The 20,753-nt window shown below is 64.3% G+C and carries 20 protein-coding genes; 9 read left to right on the forward strand and 11 right to left on the reverse strand.

Going from position 1 to position 20,753, the window contains the following annotated elements; translation table 11 throughout:
* Position 1: 1 nt before the first annotated feature.
* Complete coding sequence (locus AC3EMP_RS11105) at positions 2-958, reverse strand: LysR substrate-binding domain-containing protein (protein WP_023695095.1); 957 nt, start codon at positions 956-958, stop codon at positions 2-4.
* A 178-nt stretch (positions 959-1,136) separates the two neighbouring features.
* Between AC3EMP_RS11105 and AC3EMP_RS11110 the strand changes: the two genes are divergently transcribed.
* Positions 1,137-1,427: a DUF1127 domain-containing protein gene (locus AC3EMP_RS11110; RefSeq protein ID WP_023670560.1), complete on the forward strand. Its 291-nt coding sequence runs from the start codon at positions 1,137-1,139 to the stop codon at positions 1,425-1,427.
* Between the two features lie 224 nt (positions 1,428-1,651).
* On the opposite strand, the gene AC3EMP_RS11115 is transcribed toward AC3EMP_RS11110, so the two are convergent.
* The 4 genes from AC3EMP_RS11115 to AC3EMP_RS11130 all read right to left on the reverse strand — a co-directional run bounded on the left by AC3EMP_RS11115 (position 1,652) and on the right by AC3EMP_RS11130 (position 5,708).
* Entirely contained in the window at positions 1,652-2,716 is a 1,065-nt protein-coding gene (locus AC3EMP_RS11115) for a DUF937 domain-containing protein (protein WP_352712748.1), read from the reverse strand.
* Positions 2,717-2,806: 90 nt separating this feature from the next.
* Complete coding sequence (locus tag AC3EMP_RS11120) at positions 2,807-4,180, reverse strand: glutamate--cysteine ligase (protein ID WP_023681841.1); 1,374 nt, start codon at positions 4,178-4,180, stop codon at positions 2,807-2,809.
* A gap of 114 nt (positions 4,181-4,294) precedes the next feature.
* Positions 4,295-5,029: a 16S rRNA (uracil(1498)-N(3))-methyltransferase gene (locus tag AC3EMP_RS11125; protein ID WP_352712747.1), complete on the reverse strand. Its 735-nt coding sequence runs from the start codon at positions 5,027-5,029 to the stop codon at positions 4,295-4,297.
* A gap of 31 nt (positions 5,030-5,060) precedes the next feature.
* Positions 5,061-5,708 (reverse strand): hypothetical protein, encoded by a 648-nt coding sequence (locus tag AC3EMP_RS11130; protein WP_023686822.1) that lies wholly within the window; start codon positions 5,706-5,708, stop codon positions 5,061-5,063.
* Positions 5,709-5,794: 86 nt separating this feature from the next.
* Between AC3EMP_RS11130 and AC3EMP_RS11135 the strand changes: the two genes are divergently transcribed.
* Positions 5,795-6,493, forward strand: coding sequence for a type 1 glutamine amidotransferase (locus tag AC3EMP_RS11135; protein WP_023686823.1), 699 nt, complete (start codon positions 5,795-5,797; stop codon positions 6,491-6,493).
* Between the two features lie 276 nt (positions 6,494-6,769).
* Complete coding sequence (locus AC3EMP_RS11140) at positions 6,770-6,910, forward strand: hypothetical protein (RefSeq protein WP_006206855.1); 141 nt, start codon at positions 6,770-6,772, stop codon at positions 6,908-6,910.
* On the opposite strand, the gene AC3EMP_RS11145 is transcribed toward AC3EMP_RS11140, so the two are convergent.
* Genes AC3EMP_RS11145 through AC3EMP_RS11155 form a run of 3 tightly spaced genes read right to left on the reverse strand, consistent with a single transcriptional unit; the run spans position 6,907 to position 9,676 of the window.
* Positions 6,907-7,674: a metallophosphoesterase family protein gene (locus tag AC3EMP_RS11145; RefSeq protein WP_023686824.1), complete on the reverse strand. Its 768-nt coding sequence runs from the start codon at positions 7,672-7,674 to the stop codon at positions 6,907-6,909. The two genes, AC3EMP_RS11140 and AC3EMP_RS11145, sit on opposite strands and share 4 nt — an antisense overlap.
* A 55-nt stretch (positions 7,675-7,729) precedes the next feature.
* Positions 7,730-8,866 (reverse strand): alpha-hydroxy acid oxidase, encoded by a 1,137-nt coding sequence (locus tag AC3EMP_RS11150; protein ID WP_023815110.1) that lies wholly within the window; start codon positions 8,864-8,866, stop codon positions 7,730-7,732.
* A 12-nt stretch (positions 8,867-8,878) separates the two neighbouring features.
* Positions 8,879-9,676, reverse strand: coding sequence for an FCD domain-containing protein (locus AC3EMP_RS11155; RefSeq protein ID WP_023692349.1), 798 nt, complete (start codon positions 9,674-9,676; stop codon positions 8,879-8,881).
* Between the two features lie 205 nt (positions 9,677-9,881).
* Here AC3EMP_RS11155 and AC3EMP_RS11160 point away from each other — a divergent pair, with 205 nt between their 5' ends.
* The 4 genes from AC3EMP_RS11160 (at position 9,882) to glcF (ending at position 15,719) form a co-directional block, all read left to right on the forward strand.
* Entirely contained in the window at positions 9,882-11,204 is a 1,323-nt protein-coding gene (locus AC3EMP_RS11160) for a DUF3422 family protein (protein WP_352712744.1), read from the forward strand.
* 259 nt (positions 11,205-11,463) lie between these two features.
* The gene (locus tag AC3EMP_RS11165) at positions 11,464-12,960 is read left to right on the forward strand and encodes an FAD-linked oxidase C-terminal domain-containing protein (RefSeq protein WP_023701295.1); all 1,497 of its coding nucleotides are present in this window, start codon (positions 11,464-11,466) and stop codon (positions 12,958-12,960) included.
* 217 nt (positions 12,961-13,177) lie between these two features.
* The gene (locus AC3EMP_RS11170; RefSeq protein ID WP_023681833.1) at positions 13,178-14,389 is read left to right on the forward strand and encodes an FAD-binding protein; all 1,212 of its coding nucleotides are present in this window, start codon (positions 13,178-13,180) and stop codon (positions 14,387-14,389) included.
* Between the two features lie 4 nt (positions 14,390-14,393).
* Positions 14,394-15,719: a glycolate oxidase subunit GlcF gene (glcF, locus tag AC3EMP_RS11175; RefSeq protein WP_352712742.1), complete on the forward strand. Its 1,326-nt coding sequence runs from the start codon at positions 14,394-14,396 to the stop codon at positions 15,717-15,719.
* A 4-nt stretch (positions 15,720-15,723) separates the two neighbouring features.
* Here the strand turns inward: glcF and AC3EMP_RS11180 are convergent, their stop codons facing one another.
* Together AC3EMP_RS11180 and AC3EMP_RS11185 are read right to left on the reverse strand one after the other, a co-directional pair.
* Positions 15,724-16,644 (reverse strand): bifunctional 5,10-methylenetetrahydrofolate dehydrogenase/5,10-methenyltetrahydrofolate cyclohydrolase, encoded by a 921-nt coding sequence (locus AC3EMP_RS11180; protein WP_023804489.1) that lies wholly within the window; start codon positions 16,642-16,644, stop codon positions 15,724-15,726.
* A 271-nt stretch (positions 16,645-16,915) separates the two neighbouring features.
* A complete protein-coding gene (locus AC3EMP_RS11185; protein ID WP_352712740.1) occupies positions 16,916-17,659 on the reverse strand; it encodes a L,D-transpeptidase in 744 nt (247 codons plus the stop codon).
* A gap of 209 nt (positions 17,660-17,868) precedes the next feature.
* Between AC3EMP_RS11185 and AC3EMP_RS11190 the strand changes: the two genes are divergently transcribed.
* Positions 17,869-18,507 (forward strand): DNA-3-methyladenine glycosylase I, encoded by a 639-nt coding sequence (locus tag AC3EMP_RS11190; protein WP_352712738.1) that lies wholly within the window; start codon positions 17,869-17,871, stop codon positions 18,505-18,507.
* A 126-nt stretch (positions 18,508-18,633) separates the two neighbouring features.
* Here AC3EMP_RS11190 and AC3EMP_RS11195 read toward each other — a convergent pair whose 3' ends face one another.
* The gene (locus tag AC3EMP_RS11195) at positions 18,634-18,876 is read right to left on the reverse strand and encodes a hypothetical protein (protein ID WP_352712737.1); all 243 of its coding nucleotides are present in this window, start codon (positions 18,874-18,876) and stop codon (positions 18,634-18,636) included.
* 203 nt (positions 18,877-19,079) lie between these two features.
* On the opposite strand from AC3EMP_RS11195, the gene hisS reads away from it, so the two are divergent.
* Positions 19,080-20,582: a histidine--tRNA ligase gene (hisS, locus tag AC3EMP_RS11200; RefSeq protein ID WP_023686833.1), complete on the forward strand. Its 1,503-nt coding sequence runs from the start codon at positions 19,080-19,082 to the stop codon at positions 20,580-20,582.
* Positions 20,583-20,753: the final 171 nt, after the last annotated feature.

Here is a 20,753-nt window from a genome sequence, read left to right on the forward strand (position 1 = left end):
CCTACCAGCCAGGCAGGATCTGGTTCGGCTTGCTCCGCTTCATCTTGGCGAAGGCGAGCGAGGCGAAATCGAAGCTTCCCGTTTCTTCGCCGAGCGGCACGGAAATATTGTCGAGGCTTTCCGAGATGTGCCGGGCCAGCGCGTCGACGATTTCGGGACGCGAGGTCTGGCCGCGCATGATGCCGATGCGGCAGTCGGGCAGGGCGCCAAAACCGTCGGCTTCGCCCAGCACTCGCATGCCGGGCCGCAGCGCGCATTCCGGCAGCACCGAGATCGCCAGCCCCGACAGCACCGCGGCGGTGATGACGGTGGCCGAGAAGCTGGTGAACAGGATTCGATAGTCGCGGTTTTGCCGGTCGAGCACATCGACGGCGGCGCGCCGCCAGATGCAGTTCGGCCGGCCGAAGGCCATCGGCAGCACTTCCTGTTCGTGCGTGGCATGGTTGGCCGAGGTCACCCATAGCAGCGGCTCGCGCCGCACCACTTCCGACTGGCCGCGCGTGTCGTTGTGCGTCACCAGCGCAAGATCGAGATTGCCGCGCTTGATATGCTCGACCAAGCCTGGTGTCGGCTCGCAGATGACGGTCAGCTCGACGCGTGGGTTGGAGCGCGTGAAGCGTGCCATGATTTCGGGCAGGAACCGGTCGGCATAGTCGTCGGGGGTGCCGATGCGGATGGTGCCTTCGAGCCGCTGGTCATCGAAGGCGGCCAGCGTTTCGCGGTTGAGATAGAGCAGGCGGCGCGCGTAGGAGAGCAGCTTGTCGCCTTCCTCGGTCAGCCTGTTGGTGCGGCCGTCCTTTTCGAACAGCGGCTTGCCGATCCGCTCTTCCAGCCGGCGCATCTGCATCGACACCGCCGATTGCGTGCGCAGCACTTCCTCGGCCGCGCGGGTAAAGCTGCCGGTATCGGCAATCGAGATGAAGGTCTGCAACTGGTCGAGATCGAGTGGCGCTTTCATCGGTCCAATCCATCAGTAGCGTTGATGCTAAAGATTAGAAACATTCGTTGGATTAATCAATCGGTGCGTGGCAAATTCACATTGTCCACATGAAGGCATGTGAATCGAGACCGGAACGGCCGCTGTCCCCAGCGCCGATCGCCTGGTCTTGTCCAGTTCGAGTCTGAAGGAGACCGACATGACCACGTTTGATTTCGCCACCGAGACCTCGCGCATCACCTCGCGTCCGGCCGTTGCGACGCGCGTGGCCAACACCCTTCTCAATGCCTACCAGGCCTGGAAAAATCGCCGGGCCTTCTATCGCCTCGGCGAGATGTCGGACGCCGAACTCGCCGATATCGGCCTGACGCGCGCGGATCTCCATGTCGCCATCGATGTGCCGTTCGGCGCCGATCCGACCGTGAAGCTGCGTGCGATTGCGAGCGATCGCGCCGATACAATCGAAGATCTCGCCCGCCAGATAGCGTGATATCGGGCGCATTGCCGTGAACCTTTCTCAGGCTCGCTACGACCAACGAGTATAGCAGGCTCCCCACTCCCTGCCGGTTCCCCGCCGGCCAGCCTGCACACTGGCCCGGTCCTCCTCCAGGACCGGGCTTTTCTTTTAAAGCTCCGTCGTCATCGTGCGGTCTGCGCCGCGTCGCTTCGTTCCTTGCTCCGAAGCCGCGAAGGTCAGCGCCCAACTACCGCCAACTACCGCCGGTCCATGTCCCGCTTGAACTGGTCGAAGATCGTTTCCACGCCCTTCTGATAGTCGTCGCGCTGCTGGGCGCCGGTCTCGAACATCTTGCCGAAAATATCGTCGAACGGATTGCGTGGCCTGCCGCTCGGATTGGCCTGCGGTTGCGGCGCCTGGCGCTCCTGCGGTGCCTGTGGCGGCTGGGGTGCTTGCGGCTGCTGCGGCGCCGGCTGCCCACCGGGCAGGCCGAAGCCGCCACCACCGCCTTGCCGCATCATCTCTTCAAAAATCTTGCCCAGCGGGTTGTCGCCGTAAGGGCTCTGCGTCTGTTGCGGCTGTGTTGGCTGCTGCGGCCGGCCCTGCGGTTGCTGTGCCGCGCCACCGCCGAACATATCCTGCAGCACCTTGCCCAGCGGATTGTCGCCATATGGGTTGGGCGCCTGTTGCGGCTGGCTTTGCGGCTGTTGGGCGCCGCCGCCGAACATGTCCTGCAGCACTTTGCCCAGCGGGTTCTCACCGTAAGGATTGGGTGCTGGCTGCGGCGCAGGCTGTGCCCCGCCGCCCGCCTGCCGCATCATCTGTTCGATGATCTCGCCGAGCGGATTGCTGCCGCCGCCGCCGAAGCCACCGGCGGCCTGCATCTGACCCCCGGTCAACTGGTTTGTCGTCTGCTTGAACAATCCGCCCATCACCATCGAAGCGATGGCCGGCAGCATCTGCTGCAGGATCTGCTGGCTGACGCCGGTCGCCTGCGCGGCCTGGCTGGCCACCGCGCGCGACAGCTCCTTCGAGCCGAACAGATGACCCAGAATGCCATTGCCCTCATTGACGCCTTGCGGTGAGAAAGCCCTGGTCGCGTCCTCGAAGTATTTGGCGTGCTGGCCGCTCGCCATCGCCGTCATGAAGGCGCCTAGCCCATAGGGATCGGCGGTGTTGCGTTGCAGCCCTTGCGAGAAGGCCGGCAGCAGAGCGGCGACAGCCGCCTGCGTCTGCTGCATGGAAAGCCCGTACTGCTGGGCAAGCGCCTGCATGCCGTTGCCGTTCTGCGCCTGCGCCAATATGTCGAACAAGGTAGGCATCGGTTTCTCCTCCGGGAAATCCTCGAGGGAGAACCTAGTTCGTTTCGATGTTCGATTGAAGCGGCTTTTGCCGCTGCTCAAGGCGCGACGCTAATACGCATATTCCATGAACACCGGCTCGATCGAGCCGCCCCAGCGCGTGTGGTAGGCCGACAGCATTTCCTCGGCACTGGTGGTACCGCGCGCCACGACTTCGTCCAGCGTGTTGAGGAACGAGGTCTCGTCATAGCCGTCGCGGTTCTTCCTGCCGCGATTTTTCAGCCCAAGGCGCGAAATCGTCATTACATCGCGGCCGATCTCACGCAGCGTCGTGTTGCGGAACGGCGCGGAAATGCCTTGTTCCGGCACCGCATTGCGCATCGCCAGCGTTTCTTCATAGGTCCAGCTCGAAGTCAGCGCCTCGGCGGCGTCGAGCGCGGCCTCGTCATAGAGCAGCCCGACCCAGAAGGCCGGCAGCGCGCAGATGCGGCGCCACGGCCCGCCATCGGCGCCGCGCATTTCGAGGAAGCGCTTCAGCCTGACGTCAGGGAACAGGGTCGACAGATGGTTCGCCCAGTCGCCCATGGTGGGCAGTCCGTCCGGTACTTCATTGCGGGCAACGCCGGCCATGAACTGGCGGAAGGTGATGTGCGTCATGTCGTGATAGTGGCCGTCGCGGATGACGAAATACATCGGCACGTCGAGCGCCCATTCGACATAGTCGGCAAAGCCGAACTCGGGCGAGAAGCAGAATTCGAGCAGGCCCGAGCGCTGGTTGTCGGTGTCGCGCCAGATGTCGCCGCGCCAGCTCTGCAGTCCGTTCGGCCGGCTGTCGGTGAAGGGCGAGTTGGCAAACAGCGCCGTCGACAGTGGCTGCAGCTTCAGCGACACCTGCATCTTGCGGCGCATGTCGGCTTCGCTTTCGAAGTCGAGGTTCACCTGGATGGTGCAGGTGCGATACATCATGTCGAGACCCTTGGTGCCGACCTTGGGCATGTAGCGGGTCATGATTTCGTAGCGCGATTTCGGCATTTTCGGCGTCTCGGCCAGCGACCATTTCGGGCTGCCGCCGAGGCCGAGAAAGCGGATGCCCATCGGCTCGGCGATCTCGCGTACCTGCGCCAGATGCGCATTGCCCTCGCGACAGGTCTGGTGGATCGTTTCCAGCGGCGCGCCCGACAGCTCGAACTGGCCGCCCGGCTCGAGCGAGATCGCGCCCTGGCCGGTCGGCTCGACCAGGCCGATGATGCGGCCGTCATCGATGATCGGGTCCCAGCCGAGCTTTTGCTGCATGCCTTCGAGGATGGCGCGGATGCCGCGCTCGCCGCCATAAGGCACCGGCGCGTTGCCGTCGACATAGAAGGGAAACTTCTCGTGCTCGGTCCCGATGCGCCACTTGTCGCGCGGCTTGTTGCCTTCGGCCAGATGCTCGACCAGTTCGTCGATGTCTTCGATTGGCCGGAAATCGGTTGTGTCGCGCGCCATGGGGCCCCCTCTGCGGCTCTCGGAGCCCGCCGGCGCTAAATGGACGAAATGTCAGCAGCCGATCAAGCGAAAAATCCTGAGCCACAGGTCAACAGGAATTGATCTCTACGCTTCTTACCAGTCTCCGACCGTCGCCTGCATCACCGCAAGCGCCGCTACAGCTGCTGTGTCAGCGCGCAGGATGCGCGGTCCGAGCGGGATGGCAGTGACGAAGGGGAGCGCCCGCAGCATCTTGCGTTCGTCGTCGGAAAAGCCGCCTTCCGGTCCGACCAGCAGCGCCAGCTTCTTCTCCGGCACCGCCTGCAATGCCGGCAGCGGGTTGTTGGTCGAGGCGTCCTCGTCGCAGAAGATCAGTCGCCGCTCCTTGTCCCAGCCGGAGAGCAGACGCTCGAATTTCTCGGCTTCTCGCACTTCCGGCACCGCCAGTATGCCGCATTGCTCGGCCGCCTCGACGACATTGGCGCGCAGCCGGTCGATGGAGGGTTTTGCCACTTGCGTGTGCTGGGTGATCACCGGCTGCAGGATGCCGGCGCCCATCTCGACCGCCTTCTGCACGAGATAGTCTAGCCGGCCCTGTTTCAGCGGCGCGAAGCAATAGATCAGGTCAGGCAGGGGCGGTTGCGGTCTCTGCGAGGCCAGCACCTTCAGCCGCACCGCCCTTTTCGACCTGGTGGCAATCGCCGCCGACCACTCGCCGTCGCGGCCGTTGAAGACCAGGATCTCGGCGCCTTCGCCGAGCCGCAGCACATGCGTGAGATAATGGCTCTGCTGCTGGCCGGCATCGAATTCGATGCCTGCCGCGAGGTCGTCCGGCACGAACAGCCGCTGCATCTTGTAATTGGCGCGCATCGCCGAGGAATGGGCGAGGCGGTGCCTGGCGTCAAGTCTCGGCGGAACGATGCCACACCGGTTCAAAACCGTGCCGCAGCACCGAAACGGTCGTGGCCGGTGTGAGCAGGCGCAGCGACCGGCCGGCAAGGCTGTCGAAGGCCGCCGCATCGCCATAGCCTGCGAACGACCAGGGCAGCGCGTTGCCGCCGCGCAGCGCATAGGCCGAGCCGCCATCCGCGATCATCGCTCCGTCCGGCAATTCGGCAAGCTCTCCCATGGTGACATCAGGTGGCTTGCCGCCGGAAGCCAGCCGCTCCTTGTGCAGCCGCTTGTCCACCATTGGCGCGCGCGGTTCGTTTACACCGAAGACTTTGCCGAAACGCCCGACAAAATCCGTGGCTCGCTCACGCCGGCAATAGAAACAGGGACGGTGCCCGGCGGCCAGCGCCGTCACCTCGTCGAGGAAGAACAACTCGGTCCAGCCGGCCCTGCCGCCCGGCCTGTTCCTGCCCATCGGCTCGCGCCGCGCATTGCGGAATTGGCAGACGCAGATGATCCAGGCCGGCAAGGCCCAACGCTTTTTCAGCAGCGTCTTGGTCTCAGGATCGTGGATGATGCCGCGATTGCCGGTGAACAGGCCGCGCTCGGATATGGCATGGATGGCGCCGAACGGATCGACCCGGTTCTGCAGTGGCATAGCTCTCTCCCGAATACGCATCTTGGCTGCAATACGGGCGACATGATATCGCTCGTCGCGTCATTTCATGTCAGCAGGGTTTTGCGATGCGGGTGCTGGTGGTCCAGAACTACGACAACACCGGCCTTGGCCAGGTTGGTGCCGCGCTCGCCGAAGCCGGCGCCGATCTCGACCTGCGCCGGCCCTACAAGGGCGATGCGCTGCCGGACGACGCGACCGGACACGATGCCATGGTGATGCTGGGCGGCGGCCAGAATGCGCTGGCCGACGATGACTACCCGTATTTCCCGGCGCTGCTCGAACTGACCCGCGATTTCGCCGCCAAGGATCGCTCGGTTCTCGGTATCTGCCTGGGTAGCCAGTTGGTTGCCCGCACTTTCGGCGGTGAGAACCAGATCGGCGGCGCCTCGGAATTCGGCTGGCACAAGGTATCGCTGACGCCGGACGCCAGAACCGATCCGGTGCTTGGCGCACTTCCCCAGGATTTCCCCATCTTCGAATGGCACGACGACACTTTCGCGCTGCCGTCAAATGCGGTGCGGCTTGCCGGCAGCGAAATTGCCGAGAACCAGGCGTTCCGTATCGGCCGCGCCGTCTACGGCTTCCAGTTCCATTTCGAGGCCGACCAGCCGATGGTGAGGGACTGGAGCGCATCCTTCGCGCCGCTGATTGCCGATCGCCATCCCGACTGGCAGGATCGCCTCGACAGCGAAATGGCACGCAACGGCCCCGAGGCCGACGCCGCGGGCTTGGCCATTGCCCGCGCCTGGGTGGCGACGATCTGAGCCCAGCCAACGCGCGGCCGTTGCATAATTGGCACGCGGCGGGGAATCTGCCGGGGACAACTTCTTTCGTCCTTGGTTTGTGGCCGAACGCTATCCTACAAGGCGCGCGCTATGCATCGGCAATGCAACCGCGATGAACCTTTGTGTGATCCGCGCGACACACCGCCGATACAGAATCGACCTACAAGCGCGAAATCGTCGAAACTTTGAGACGAATTCTCGGTTTCAACCCATTGGTAACCGCCTCGTGCCCAGATGCAGGAAGCTCAACTAGAGATGACGTCCGTGAAAGCAGCGCTTCTGTCCTTTGTCATGCTGTCTGCCATCGTTTTGTGCGGTCTCGGCATTTATTCCGCCGATGCAGCCAACAACCATCAGGCCGTCGACGGCTACGGCGTCACCGCCGCGCTTCGCTAAAACGCTTTTCCCTGCACAGTCAGGATACGCTTGTCCGCGCCGTCCACGGCGAGCGCGCTGAGCATGCCTGACTGCCAGGCGAGCGTGTCGACATTGACGCGGTTCGGCATCACCTCCGCCTCCGGCACCGGTGTGTGGCCGTGCACGATCACCTTCGGGTAAAGCCCTGGATGGTTGTGGAAGACGTCGCGTATCCAGACCAGATCCTGCGGGCTCTGGCTCTCCAGCGGCACGTCAGGCCTGACGCCTGCATGGCAGAAGAAGAAATCACCTGATATCAGTGACAATTGCAGCGACCGCAGGAAGTCGACATGGGCTTGCGGTACAGCATTGACCAGTGCCTGGTGTCCCCGCCGTAACGCCTCGGCCTTGCCGAACCAGCTTGCGTGTCCCGCTAGGTCGACGCCATAGGATTGTGCCGTCTGCACGCCGCCATAGCGGATGAACAGCCCTTCCGGGTCAGGCTCGTCGAGAAAATCGAGGAAGCCGATATCGTGGTTGCCGGCGAGCATCAGATGCCGTGGATCGCGTTTCTGTGCCTCGATCAGGAAGTCTATGACGCCCTTGGACTCTGGTCCGCGGTCGACATAGTCGCCGAGGTGGATGACGCGCCAATCGCTGGTCGGCTTGTATTCGAGTTCGCTCTCGATGCGGCGATGCATGGCGGCGAGCAGATCGAGCCGGCCATGCACGTCGCCGATCGCATAGAGGCGCATGCCATCGGGCGCGCGCGCGTCGAGGTAGTGGATGCCGGTCTCGGTCAAGGCGGCTTCGTCTCCGTGATCCAGCGAGGCTAGGGTCTAATCGGTGAACAAGACCCTATCGCCGCAACTGGTCCTTGCCCATCTCGGTCACCAGCCGTTTGCCGCACAGTGCCAGCGTGATGTCCATCTCCTTGCGGATGATGTCCAGCGCCAGGGTCACGCCTTGCTTGCCCATGGCGCCCAACCCGTACAGGAACGGGCGGCCGATATAGGTGCCCTTGGCGCCGAGGCAAAGCGCCTTCAGCACGTCCTGGCCCGAGCGGATGCCGCCGTCCATATGCACCTCGATCCTGTCGCCGACGGCATCGGCGATCTCCTCCAGCGCCATGATTGACGACGATGCGCCGTCGAGCTGGCGCCCGCCATGGTTGGAAACGATGATGGCGTCGGCGCCGGTCTCGACCGCCATCAGCGCGTCCTCTTTGTCGAGAATACCTTTCAGGATCAGCTTGCCGCCCCAGCGCTCCTTGATCCAGGCGACGTCCTTCCACGACAGGTGCGGGTCGAACTGCTCCGTCGTCCACGATGCCAGCGAAGCGACGTCGCCGACGCCCTTGGCATGGCCGACAATGTTGCGGAAGGTGCGGCGCTTGGTGCCGGCAATGCCCATCAGCCAGCGCGGCCGCATGGCGATGTTGGCAATGTTGGCCAGCGTCATCTTGGGTGGCGCCGACAGCCCGTTGCGGACATCCTTGTGGCGCTGCCCCAGGATCTGCAGGTCGAGCGTCAACACCAGCGCCGAGCATTTTGCAGCCTTCGCCCTGTCGATCAGGTCGAGCACGAAATCCTTGTCGCGAAGCACGTAGAGCTGGAACCAGAACGGCTTCTTCGTCACCGACGCGACATCCTCGATCGAGCAGATGCTCATCGTCGACAGCGTGAACGGCACGCCGAATTCCTCTGCCGCCTGCGCCGCCAGCATCTCGCCATCGGCATGCTGCATGCCGGTCATTCCAGTTGGGGCAAGCGCCACCGGCATCGCCACTTTCTCGCCGATCATGGTCGATTCCAGCGAGCGGTTGCTCATGTCGACCAGCACGCGCTGACGGAATTTTATCTTCTGGAAGTCCTCCTCGTTGGCGCGGTAGGTGCTTTCGGTCCAGGCGCCGGAATCGGCATAGTCGTAGAACATCTTCGGCACCCGCCGGCGCGCCAGGTCCTTGAGATCGGCAATGGTGAGGATGTCGCTCATGGTGGTTCCTCGTTAGCCAGTCGTCTTGAAGCCGTCGTCGGCGTCGGAGCGCTGCTTAAGCCTGAGCCGCGACACGCGCTGCCAGTCGCCGCTGCGTTCGGCCTCGAGCATCGAGCGCTCGACATAGGAGATATGGTCCATCGCCGCTTGGCGGGCAGCTGAGGGATCGCCGGCCTTCACGGCTTTGTAGATCGCGCCGTGCTGGGCCAGCAGCGCCTCGCGCGCTCCGGGCACGCTGAACACCAGAAGCCGGTTCTGGAACACGCCTTCAGACAGCAGCCGGTAGCAGGAGCGCAGCGTGTGCAAGAGGATGATGTTGTGCGCGCATTCGCACACAGCATGGTGGAACTCGACGTCGATTTCCGCCTCGTCGTCGAAATCGCCGGTGCGGTGCGCCTCGTCCATGCGCGCCACGATGCGGTCGAGCAGCGCAATGTCGTCCGCTGTCGCGCGCCGCGCCGCATATTCGGCCGCAACACCTTCGATCTCGCGGCGGTATTCCAGATAGTCGGTCACCGCCTTGCGGTGCATCGAGATGAGGTCGGTCACCGGCTTGGTGAACAACTGGCCGATGACGTCGGCGACATGGGTGCCGCCGCCGGCCTTGGTGATCAGCAGCCCGCGCCCTTCCAGCGCCTTCAGCGCATCGCGCAGGATCGGCCGCGACACGTCGAACTGGCGCGCCAGCTCGCGCTCGCCCGGCAGCCGGTCGCCGGTGCGCAGCACGCCTTCAAGGATCAGGCTTTCGATCTGCTGCACCACCTCGTCGGCGGTGCGCGAATGCTCGATCCTGGAGAAAATATCGCTCAACGGGGGCCTGGGAAATTGAACCGGCGTCGCGCAAGATAAAGCCAGCGTCGCCAACTGGTCAAATTATTTATCCAATTTGCCCAATCGGGTCGGTCTGCGCGTCGCGCCGGCAGGACCTACGATGCTAGACTTTGGTGTTTACGCGCCTCATGGATTGCCTTTAGAGGACGCCATCACACGAAGGGTCGAGAACAGGGGGACCACCGTGTCGGACGAGACGTCCAACCTCGAATTCCAGCCGCGCGCCCAGGGCAGCGTGATGGGCTTTCCCGCGCATGAGGGACGGCCCGGCGCGATCGGCGAGGTCCATGCCCGGCCGCATCCGCTGATCGAGAAGCCGCGCGTGCTTGTGCAACTCGCCTTCATGACCGAGGGCGGCTCCGGCGTCGACATGGCCGTGCTCTCCGAACTGTCGCGGCGCCTCGGCATCGCGGCGCCCGACCGTCATGCCCGCCACCACGCCATGAAGTGGGGCAAGGGCACGCTGCGCTGGGAGCGGCATACGGAATTCTCGACCTATCTTTGGGAAGGGCCGCTTGCCGAAAGCGGCAGGGCGCAGGAGGATTCTCCTTTCGGCAACGGGTTCTCGCCGCCGGGAACGGTGATCTCAGGCATAAGGCTGGAGATCCGCAAATGGACGCCGGCAAGCGAGAAGCTGATTGCGGCCTTCGACCCGACGAGCCTCTGCTATTCGCTGGTCGAGCGCGGCAATGCGGCCATCGTCACCGATTTCCGCCAGGACGGCGACGGCCTGACCCGCATCCTGGTGCTTGATCGCGGCCTGACGCCGGCGCGGACCGGGGCGCTGTCGCAGCGGCTGATCGACGTCGAGACCTACCGCACGCTTGCCATGCTCGGCCTGCCGCTGGCGCTGACCCTGTCGAGCCGCGCCCGCCGCATCGAAGACCGGTTGGCGCAGACCACGCTGGAAATGAAGGTCACTGAAACCCGCGACAGCCAGACGCTGCTCGCCGACCTGACCGAGCTTGCCGCCGAGCTGGAAGCCGATGCCGCCTCCAGCCTCTATCGCTTCGGCGCCAGCCGCGCCTATGACGGCATCGTTGTCGAGCGGCTGGAAGCGCTGGACGAAGAAGCCGTGCCCGGCTACGAGACTTGGGGCGGCTTCCTGCAGCGGCGGGTGGCACCCGCCATGCGCACCTGCCGTTCGGTCGAGGAGCGCCAGGCCAACCTGTCGCGAAAACTGACCCGCGCCACGACGCTGCTGCGCACGTGGGTTGATGTCGAGGTCGAGAAGCAGAACCGCGATCTGCTGGCGTCGATGAACAACCGCGCCCGGCTGCAACTGCGGTTGCAGCAGACGGTGGAAGGCCTGTCGGTGGCAGCAGTGTCCTACTATGTCGTCGGCCTGATCTCCTATCTCGCCAAGGGCGCATCGATCTTCGGCCATGCCTTTGCACCCGAAATCGTCACTGCCGCGGCGGTGCCGGTCGCCATCGTGCTGGTCTGGTGGGGCGTGCGGCGAGTGAGGCGGATGCACTCCGAGCCGGCGAAACATCCGGGGGAGTAGGAGCGCACTTTACCCTCCCCCTTGTGGGGAGGGTCGATCCGCATAGCGGATCGGGGTGGGGGTGCTCGTAAAGAGCTTTCGTCGCGCGGACCCCCACCCCGCTCACTGCGTTCGCGACCCTCCCCACAAGGGGGAGGGTGAATAGCGGCAGATTGCCGCTGCGGAAGGCGGGCAGTACGCTCTTTGCCCGACGCGGTGTTTGCAACATCCGAATGTAATTGGTAAAAGATTTTTACCAGCCAAGCGGAGAACGCCGCCGATGTCCGGCCTTGTCATGCCCAAGCCAGACGACGCCACTATGCGAAGGCGGGCGGAGATCGTCGCCGACATGCGCATCATCGTGCCGGGCGAGGGCGTCGTCGACGCCACCAATGAGATGCGCGCCTTCGAAAGCGACGGCCTCACCGCCTACCGGCAATTGCCGCTGGTCGTGGTGCTGCCGGAAACGGTGGCGCAGGTGTCGCGGGTGCTGAAATACTGCAACGACCGCAACATCCGTGTCGTGCCGCGCGGCTCCGGAACCTCATTGTCGGGCGGCGCGTTGCCGCTCGAGGATGCCGTGCTGCTGGTCATGAGCCGCTTCAACCGCATCCTTGCCATCGACTATCCCGATCGCGTCGTCGTCGCTCAGCCCGGCGTCACCAATCTCGGCATCACCACCGCCGTCGAGCAGGAGGGCTTCTACTATGCGCCCGATCCATCCTCCCAGATCGCCTGCTCGATCGGCGGCAATGTCGCGGAAAATTCCGGCGGCGTGCACTGCCTGAAATACGGCCTGACCGCCAACAATGTGCTCGGCATCGAGATGGTGCTGATGAACGGCGAGGTGGTGCGGCTTGGCGGCAATCATCTGGACTCGGAAGGCTATGATCTCCTCGGCGTCATGACGGGGTCCGAAGGCCTGCTCGGCGTCGTCACCGAGGTCACCGTGCGCATCCTGAAAAAGCCGGAGACGGCCCGCGCTCTGCTGATCGGCTTTCCGACCAGCGAGCAGGGCGGCCAGTGCGTCGCCGACATCATCGGCGCCGGCATTATCCCCGGCGGCATGGAGATGATGGACCGGCCGGCAATCCATGCCGCGGAGGATTTCGTTAATGCTGGCTACCCCCTTGATGTCGAGGCGCTGCTGATCGTCGAACTCGACGGGCCGGGCGTCGAGGTCGATCACCTGATCGGTCTCGTCGAAGCGATCGCCTATAGGAACAGCTCCACCACCTGTCGCATCTCGCAATCCGAACAGGAGCGGCTGAGTTTCTGGGCTGGCCGCAAGGCGGCCTTCCCGGCGGTCGGCCGCATCTCGCCCGACTATTACTGCATGGATGGCACCATCCCGCGCAAGGAATTGCCGGGTGTGCTCGCCGGCATGCGCGAACTGTCGGAGAAATACGGCCTCGGCGTCGCCAACGTCTTCCACGCCGGCGACGGCAATCTGCATCCGCTGATCCTCTACGACGCCAACGTGCCGGGCGAACTCGACAAGGCGGAAAGTTTTGGCGCCGACATCTTGCGGCTCTGCGTCAAGGTCGGCGGCGTCTTGACCGGCGAGCACGGCGTCGGCGTCGAGAAGCGCGATTTGATGCCGGAGATGTTCAACCAGATCGACCTCGACCAACAAATGCGCGTCAAATGCGCCTTCGATCCCAACCATCTGCTTAACCCGGGAAAAGTGTTTCCACAACTGCGCCGCTGTGCGGAGCTTGGGCGCATGCACGTGCATCGGGGGCAGCTGGCATTTCCGGATATTCCGAGGTTTTGATGGGGGCGGAATGTCTCACGTCGGCGATCCTTCGCGCCCCCCTCTGTCCTGCCGGACATCTCACCCACAAGGGGGGAGATCACCAGTCATCTCTGCCTTCGCCAACCTTCGACGTTGCTAGAGAGGCGCGGTCGCCAAAGCTGCTAATCTCCCCCCAAGTGGGGGAGATGTCCGGCAGGACAGAGGGGGGCGCGAAGGAACTCGACCCATCTTCGCCATGACGACCTTCACCCCCACCACATCGGCCGAGATCCTCTCCACCGTCCAATGGGCGGCGGCGGAAGAGTCACCTTTGGAAATCATCGGCCACGGCTCCAAGCGCGGCATCGGCCGGCCACAGCAGAGCGAACACACGCTCGATCTTTCGAAGCTCACCGGCGTCACCCTCTACGAGCCGGCCGAGTTGGTACTGTCGGCCAAGGCCGGCACGCCGCTTTCCGAGATCGAAAACCTGCTCGCCGAAAGCGGCCAGCAACTCGCCTTCGAACCGATGGATTACGGTCCTTTACTCGGCGGCGAGCCCGGCAAGGGCACGATCGGCAGCGTGCTCGCCGCGAACCTGTCCGGCCCGCGCCGGCTGAAGGCGGGGGCTGCACGAGACCATATTCTGGGAATCAATGCGGTTGCCGGACGCGGCGAGGCCTTCAAGTCCGGCGGCCGCGTCGTCAAGAATGTCACCGGCTACGATCTGTCGAAGCTGATGGCCAACAGCTGGGGCACGCTGGCCGTGTTCACCGATGTCACCTTCAAGGTGCTGCCGGCGGCCGAGACCGAGGTGACGCTTGCCATGCGCGGCCTACTCGACGATGCCGCCTCTGCCGCCATGGCGCTGGCGCTCGGCTCCAGCGCCGAAGTGTCGAGCGCGGCCCATCTGCCCGAACGCATCGCCGCGCGCATTGCCGGGGGCAGTCTAGGCACTGACGCTGCAACGCTGCTGCGCGTCGAAGGGTTTGGCCCATCGGTCGCCTATCGCATTGAGGCGCTGAAGACCCTGCTGAAAAATGCCGGCCCGCTGCAGGAGATCGCAGGTGAGACATCGCATACCCTCTGGCGTGACATAAGGGACTGCACGCCATTCGCCGACCGTAGCGAAAAGCCGGTCTGGCGCGTCTCCATGGCGCCGTCTCAGGCCCATCAGATGGTGCTGACGCTGCGCATGCAGATCGGTGTCAGCGCCTTCTACGACTGGCAGGGCGGGCTGGTCTGGCTGCGCATGGAGGAGGGCGATCCCGAGGCCGCCCTGCTGCGCGGGCTGATCAGAAAGCATCGCGGCGGCCACGCGACGCTGGTGCGCGCCACCCCTTCGTATCGCGCCGCCGTTCCGGTGTTCGAGCCGCAGGCGCCGCATCTGGCCGCACTGTCGGCGCGGCTCAAGGCCGAGTTCGATCCCAAGTCCATCCTCAATCCCGGCCGCATGGCCCAAGGCTAAGATAATGCAAACCAACTTCTCCCTTGCCCAGCTTGCTGATCCGCATGTCGCGGAATCGGAGAAGATCCTGCGCAAATGCGTGCATTGCGGCTTCTGCACCGCCACTTGCCCGACCTATGTGACATTGGGCAACGAGCTGGATTCGCCACGCGGGCGGATCTATCTCATCAAGGACATGCTGGAGAACGGCCGCCCGGCCGACAAGGAGATCGTCACCCATATCGACCGCTGCCTGTCCTGCCTCGCCTGCATGACGACCTGCCCGTCGGGCGTCAATTACATGCACTTGGTCGACCATGCCCGCGCCCATATCGAGGAAACTTACAAGCGGCCGCTGCTCGACCGGCTCACCCGCGCCATGCTGGCCTTCGTGCTGCCCTATCCCGCGCGCTTTCGCGCCGCGCTGAAATTGGCGAGACTGGGCAAGCCGTTCATTGGTCTGTTCGAAAAGGTGCCGGCCCTGAAGCCGCTCAGCGCGATGCTGAAGCTGGCACCGGCCTCGATCCCGACGGTCTCGCCAATGGCCTCTCCCGGCGTCCATGCTGGCAAGGGGACGAAGAAAGGTCGCGTCGCCATCCTCACCGGCTGCGCCCAATCGGTACTCGACCCCGCCATCAACGAGACGACGATTGCATTGCTGACCAGGCTTGGCGTCGAGGTCGTGGTGCCGCAGGGCGAAGCCTGCTGTGGCGCGCTGGTCCATCATATGGGCCGCGAGGCAGCAGCCCTTGCCTCGGCCCGGCAGAATGTCGATGCGTGGACGCGTGCCATCGACCAGGGCGGGCTCGATGCCATCGTCATCACCGCGTCCGGCTGCGGCACAACGATCAAGGACTACGGCTTCATGCTGCGCCTCGATCCGGCCTATGCCGACAAGGCCGCGCGGGTCTCGGCGCTGGCCAGGGACATTACCGAATATCTCGCAAGCCTCGACCTGCCCGAGCCGGTGCGCAAACCCGGCACCGTCGTCGCCTATCACTCCGCCTGCTCGATGCAGCACGGTCAGAAGATCATCCGCCAGCCGAAGGAGCTGCTGTCCAAGGCGGGCTTCGTCGTGCGCGAACCGCGCGAGGGGCATCTGTGCTGCGGCTCCGCCGGCACCTACAACATCCTGCAGCCGGAGATTTCCGCAAGGTTGCGTGACCGCAAGGTGAAGAACATTGAGGCGACCGGCGCGGAGATCGTTGCCACCGGCAACATCGGCTGCATCACCCAGATCGCTTCCGCCGCGAAGCTGCCGGTGGTGCACACGATCAAGCTGCTCGACTGGGCCTATGGTGGTCCGAAGCCGGAGGGCGTCTCCGAAGGAAACCTGGTCGCCGCCGAGTAAGCAGCTATTCCGCTGCCAGCCGGTCCACCACGCCATACGTCGCCTGGTAGCGCGCGCGCTGGCGGCTGAGCGCTACCATTGTGTTGCGCAGCAGGATCGCCACGGTGATCGGACCGACGCCGCCGGGCACCGGCGTGATCCAGGACGCGACTTCCTTCACGCTCTCGGTGTCGACGTCGCCGACGATGCGGCTCGCGCCGTCCGGGCCGATCTCGGAATTGATGCCGATGTCGATGACGGCCGCACCGGGCTTCACCATGTCGGCCTTGATCAACCGCGGCTTGCCGACGGCGACGAACAGCGCATCGGCGCGGCGCGCATGTGCCGCCACCGAGCGCGTCATGTGATGGCACACCGTCACCGTTGCGCCTTCGCTCATCAGCAGGAAGGCAATCGGCTTGCCGACGATCTCGGAATGGCCGACGACGACAACTTCGAGCCCCTTGAGGTCGAGGCCGGTTTCCTTGAGCAGCTCGACCGAGGCCGCAGCCGTGCAAGGCGCGAGGTCGAGCTGGTTGTAGACGATATTGCCGATCGACGCCGGATGCATGCCCTCGACATCCTTCAGCGGATGCACCGCAGCCTGCAGCGTCTTGATCGGGATATGCGCCGGCACCGGCCGCTGGATGATGATGCCGGTGACGCGCGGGTCGGCGTTCAGGCCATGGATCGCCGCCTCGAGTTCGCCGGCGCTGATGTCGGCGGGGAACCGCCGCTCCTCGAAACCGATGCCGGCAAGCGCGGCCTTGGCGCGTTGGTTGCGCACATAGACATCGACGGCAGCGGTATCGCCGACGGTGATCGACACCAGCTTGGGCGGAAAACCTTCGGCGGTGGCGATGGCGGCATCCTCGCGCACGGATGCCATGATGCGCTGGGCGACCGGGCCGCCCCGGAGATAGCGGCTATCGTCTGGCGGAGACATGGCTGAACCTTTGCAGCGAGTTTGGCGCAGGGGAGTTTGGCCGTCCCTATAGCAGGGGAAATGCGGCAAGGCAGCGTGAAAGCGAACCGTCATCCCCCTGGCGCGACGTTCTGGCGCAGCCTGGCTCAGCTACCGCCGCAAAGAGAAAGGGCAGCGCGGTTTCCCAGGCTGCCCTTTCCTGACTGGCCGCATCCCCACACGGCCCGTCCCCCGTAAACTCTTCCCGATCCCTGAAGGTCCAGTCTTCTGGACCAGATGATTCGGTAGCCGACTATATCACGACCACGGTCGTTCCAACATTGACCCTCTCGTAAAGGTCAACCACATCCTCGTTGCGCATGCGGATGCAGCCGGAAGACACCGAGCCGCCGATCGTCCATGGCTGGTTGGTGCCGTGAATGCGGTATTCCGTCGTGCCGAGATAGAGCGCGCGGGCGCCGAGCGGATTCTCTTCGCCACCGGCCAGATAGGTCGGGAGGTAGCGGCCCTTGGCAGCCTCGCGCTTGATCATCTCCGCTGGCGGGCGCCAGTCCGGCCAGACGCGCTTGTTGGTGATCTTGTGCGTGCCAGACCATTCGAAGCCAGGCTTGCCGGTGCCGACGCCATAGCGCCGCGCCTTGCCGTTCTTCTCGACCAGGAACAGGAAGTTCTGCGTCGTATCGATGACGATCGTGCCCGGCTTCTGCGGGCCGTCATAGGCGACTTCCTGCGGCAGGTAGAGCGGATTGATCTGCGGCCGCATCACCACGCGCTTGGCCGGCGTCTGCACGGAAGCAGTGCGAACCCGATCGGGTCGCGCCGGCTGCGCATAGCGAACGCGCGGCTGTTGGACCACCTGTCGGCTCTGCCGCACGATGCCGGGCGCGCGGCCAAGCTGCAGCACCCAGGGCGCGGAAAGGTCGGGGCTCACCATCACCGGCGGCCTGTCGGCATAGCGGTCGCCGGCAGCGGAGGAAGCGACGCCGGCGGCCAGAATTGCCACGGCGCCGAGCACGGAACGCAAAAAGATCTTCATCGGAACGCACCTTGATCGTCGAACGGACGGAGGCGGAACTTGCCCCCGGTTGCGCGATCCTTGGCGCGAAGCGGCAACCGAAACATAAATCGGAATGCGTAAAATGCCGCTTTGTCAGTAAACCTTTTGGTGTGGTTACCGCCGGGTTCAGGAATCTGGTAAAGCCGCGGTAAATGCAGCGCGAAAGCGCGTTAACGGATGGATTGGCCATGGCGCAAGACAACACCGGACTGCTTACCGGCTCCGACGGGATCACGCGCTGCTTCTGGCACGGCAATCTGCCGGACTATCTGCACTACCACGACCATGAATGGGGCCGGCCGGTCGCCGACGACCGCAGGCTGTTCGAAAAAATCTGCCTGGAAGGCTTTCAGTCCGGCCTGTCCTGGCTGACCATTCTGCGCAAGCGCGAGAATTTCCGCGAGGCCTTCGCCGGTTTCGACTTCGACAAGGTCGCTGCCTTCACCGACGAGGATGTCGAGCGCCTGGTCGCCAATGTCGGCATCGTCCGCCACCGCGGCAAGATCGTCTCGACCATCAACAACGCCAAACGCGCGCGCGAAATGGTGGATGAATTCGGCTCGCTGGCCGCCTGGTTCTGGAAGTTCGAGCCGGGGCCGGAGGAGCGGCCGGAGATCGTCGACCTCGCCCACCTGCGGGCCAACCCGACGACAGCGGTCTCGATCAGGATTTCGAAGGAGTTGAAAAAGCGCGGCTGGAGCTTTGTCGGACCGACGACGGTCTATGCCTCCATGCAAGCGATGGGTCTGGTCAACGACCATCTCGAGGGGTGTGTTTGCCGGGAGCAGGTGGAGAAGGAACGCAAGGCCTTTAAGAGGCCGAAGTAGGGCGCTGTCCCCCTACCTCCCCCTTGTGGAGAGGTCGCGCCGAAGGCGCGGGTGGGGGTATCTTGGCGCCGCACCCCCACCCCGACGCTACGCGTCGACCCTCCCCACAAGGGGAGGGTAAGGAACTCACGTCCCGCTGGCGCCAGTCAGGAACAATCCCGCCACAATCGCCGCCAGTGCCGCAAAGGCCGGATAAATCACCAGCAATCCGGTCATCAGCGCCTCGCGCATGGTGGAACCCTTGCGCTCGTCGGCGGTGACCTCAAACGGACCGAGGCTCGCCGTCACCTGCGCACGGCTCTCGGCCGGCCGCAGCCGGACTTCATGCAAGCCGTCGTTTCTGATGTCGAACTTGTGTGCCGCAGTCATGGCCCCAACCCTTTGTTTCGGCGCGCTTATCGGCTCTGATTGTGTCGGCACGATGCCGCGCCGATGGCGGAATTGTTTCCTTTTGGTGCGTTTTGTTTCGGAGGAGAAGGAAAAAGCGCAAACCCTTGCCGCACAAAGCCGCTTCGGTTAGGACACGCCCACTCCAAACAAGTCATCGATTACTAAGCGAAAAGACCCATCCCATGGCCGACAAATCGGAAAAGACGAAAGCGCGGCTGCCGCGCGGCTTTGCCGACCGCAGTGCGGAAGATATCCGCGCCGTCGAGAAGATGATGGCGACGATCCGCTCGGTCTATGAGCTCTATGGTTTCGAGCCGGCCGACCAGCCGCTGATCGAATACACCGATGCGCTGGGCAAATTCCTGCCCGACCAGGACCGGCCTAATGAGGGCGTATTTTCTTTCCAGGACGATGACGAGCAGTGGCTGTCGTTGCGCTACGACCTGACCGCGCCGACGGCGCGTTATGTCGCCGAGAATTTTGAGCGACTGCCGAAGCCCTATCGCAGCTACCGCTCCGGCTGGGTGTTCCGCAACGAAAAGCCCGGCCCCGGCCGCTTCCGCCAGTTCATGCAGTTCGACGCTGACACCATCGGCACACCGGGCGTCGCGGCTGATGCTGAAATGGCGATGATGATGGCCGACGTGATGGAAGCGCTCGGCATCAAGCGCGGCGACTACGTCATCCGCGTCAACAATCGCAAGGTGCTCGATGGCGTGCTGGAAGCGATCGGCCTTGGCGGCGATGAGAATGCAGGGCGTCGGCTGACGGTGCTGCGCGCGATCGACAAGCTGGACAAGCTCGGACCGGAAGGCGTGAGACTGCTGCTTGGTCCGGGGCGCTGGGATGGCGGCAAGGAAGGCGAGGGTGACTTTGCCAAGGGTGCCGGACTGAATGAGGCGCAAGCCGAGGCCGTTCTTCTCGCGACAGCGAGGGAACAGGCCCGCCAGGATTCCAATGTCGATGCGAACGCGATCTATCAGGAAGGCGTTGGCGAGCTCTCCACGATTGAAGCCTTGGTCAGGGCGGCAGGGTACGGCGAAGATCGTATCGCCATGGACCGCTCCGTCGTGCGTGGCCTCGAATACTACACCGGCCCGGTTTTCGAGGCCGAGCTTCTGGCCGAAATCCCCAACGAAGACGGCCAGATCGTGCGCTTCGGTTCGGTCGGTGGTGGCGGCCGCTATGACGGGCTGGTCTCGCGCTTCCGTGGCGAGCCGGTGCCGGCGACCGGCTTTTCGATCGGCGTCTCCCGCCTGATGACGGCGCTGAAGAACCTCGGCAAGCTGGACACCACAGACGTGATCGCGCCGGTCGTCGTGCTGGTGATGGACAAGGATACCGAAAGCCTCGGCCGCTACCAGAAGATGGTGGCCGGCCTGCGCGCGGCCGGCATCCGCTCCGAAATGTATCTCGGCGGCGCCGGCATGAAGGCGCAGTTGAAATATGCCGACCGCCGCGGCAGCCCGGTTGCCATCATTCAGGGCGGCGACGAGCGCGCCAAGGGCGAGCTGCAGATCAAGGATCTGATCGAAGGCGCACGCATGTCGGCCGAGATCACCGACAACGCCGAATGGCGGGCCGCAAGGCCAGCGCAGGTGACCGTGGCGGAGAGCGAGCTGGTCGCCGAGGTGAAGAAGATTCTGGCGGCGCAGGCGGCCGACCGTGCGAAGGGTGGCGCTTGAACACCCCCCTCTGGCCTGCCGGCCATCTCCCCCTCAAGGGGGGAGATTGGATGTTGCGTAGGCTTTCGCCAATCTCCGCCGGTGAAGAAGAGGCGCTGCGCCGTAAGCTGCCAATCTCCCCCCTTGAGGGGGAGATGGCCGGCAGGCCAGAGGGGGGTGCCTCGCGCCGCC

The organism is Mesorhizobium sp. P160219 (assembly GCF_057786095.1).

What these genes read in the sequence shown, in the direction of transcription:
- AC3EMP_RS11190 (WP_352712738.1), top strand. Translation starts at nt 17,869, where the DNA reads ATGGCGCAAGACAACACCGGACTGCTTACCGGCTCCGACGGGATCACG.
- AC3EMP_RS11120 (WP_023681841.1), bottom strand. Translation starts at nt 4,180, where the DNA reads ATGGCGCGCGACACAACCGATTTCCGGCCAATCGAAGACATCGACGAA.
- AC3EMP_RS11125 (WP_352712747.1), bottom strand. Translation starts at nt 5,029, where the DNA reads ATGCGCGCCAATTACAAGATGCAGCGGCTGTTCGTGCCGGACGACCTC.
- AC3EMP_RS11165 (WP_023701295.1), top strand. Translation starts at nt 11,464, where the DNA reads ATGTCCGGCCTTGTCATGCCCAAGCCAGACGACGCCACTATGCGAAGG.
- hisS (WP_023686833.1), top strand. Translation starts at nt 19,080, where the DNA reads ATGGCCGACAAATCGGAAAAGACGAAAGCGCGGCTGCCGCGCGGCTTT.
- glcF (WP_352712742.1), top strand. Translation starts at nt 14,394, where the DNA reads ATGCAAACCAACTTCTCCCTTGCCCAGCTTGCTGATCCGCATGTCGCG.
- AC3EMP_RS11140 (WP_006206855.1), top strand. Translation starts at nt 6,770, where the DNA reads ATGACGTCCGTGAAAGCAGCGCTTCTGTCCTTTGTCATGCTGTCTGCC.
- AC3EMP_RS11130 (WP_023686822.1), bottom strand. Translation starts at nt 5,708, where the DNA reads ATGCCACTGCAGAACCGGGTCGATCCGTTCGGCGCCATCCATGCCATA.
- AC3EMP_RS11110 (WP_023670560.1), top strand. Translation starts at nt 1,137, where the DNA reads ATGACCACGTTTGATTTCGCCACCGAGACCTCGCGCATCACCTCGCGT.
- AC3EMP_RS11185 (WP_352712740.1), bottom strand. Translation starts at nt 17,659, where the DNA reads ATGAAGATCTTTTTGCGTTCCGTGCTCGGCGCCGTGGCAATTCTGGCC.
- AC3EMP_RS11105 (WP_023695095.1), bottom strand. Translation starts at nt 958, where the DNA reads ATGAAAGCGCCACTCGATCTCGACCAGTTGCAGACCTTCATCTCGATT.
- AC3EMP_RS11115 (WP_352712748.1), bottom strand. Translation starts at nt 2,716, where the DNA reads ATGCCTACCTTGTTCGACATATTGGCGCAGGCGCAGAACGGCAACGGC.
- AC3EMP_RS11150 (WP_023815110.1), bottom strand. Translation starts at nt 8,866, where the DNA reads ATGAGCGACATCCTCACCATTGCCGATCTCAAGGACCTGGCGCGCCGG.
- AC3EMP_RS11135 (WP_023686823.1), top strand. Translation starts at nt 5,795, where the DNA reads ATGCGGGTGCTGGTGGTCCAGAACTACGACAACACCGGCCTTGGCCAG.
- AC3EMP_RS11180 (WP_023804489.1), bottom strand. Translation starts at nt 16,644, where the DNA reads ATGTCTCCGCCAGACGATAGCCGCTATCTCCGGGGCGGCCCGGTCGCC.
- AC3EMP_RS11170 (WP_023681833.1), top strand. Translation starts at nt 13,178, where the DNA reads ATGACGACCTTCACCCCCACCACATCGGCCGAGATCCTCTCCACCGTC.
- AC3EMP_RS11195 (WP_352712737.1), bottom strand. Translation starts at nt 18,876, where the DNA reads ATGACTGCGGCACACAAGTTCGACATCAGAAACGACGGCTTGCATGAA.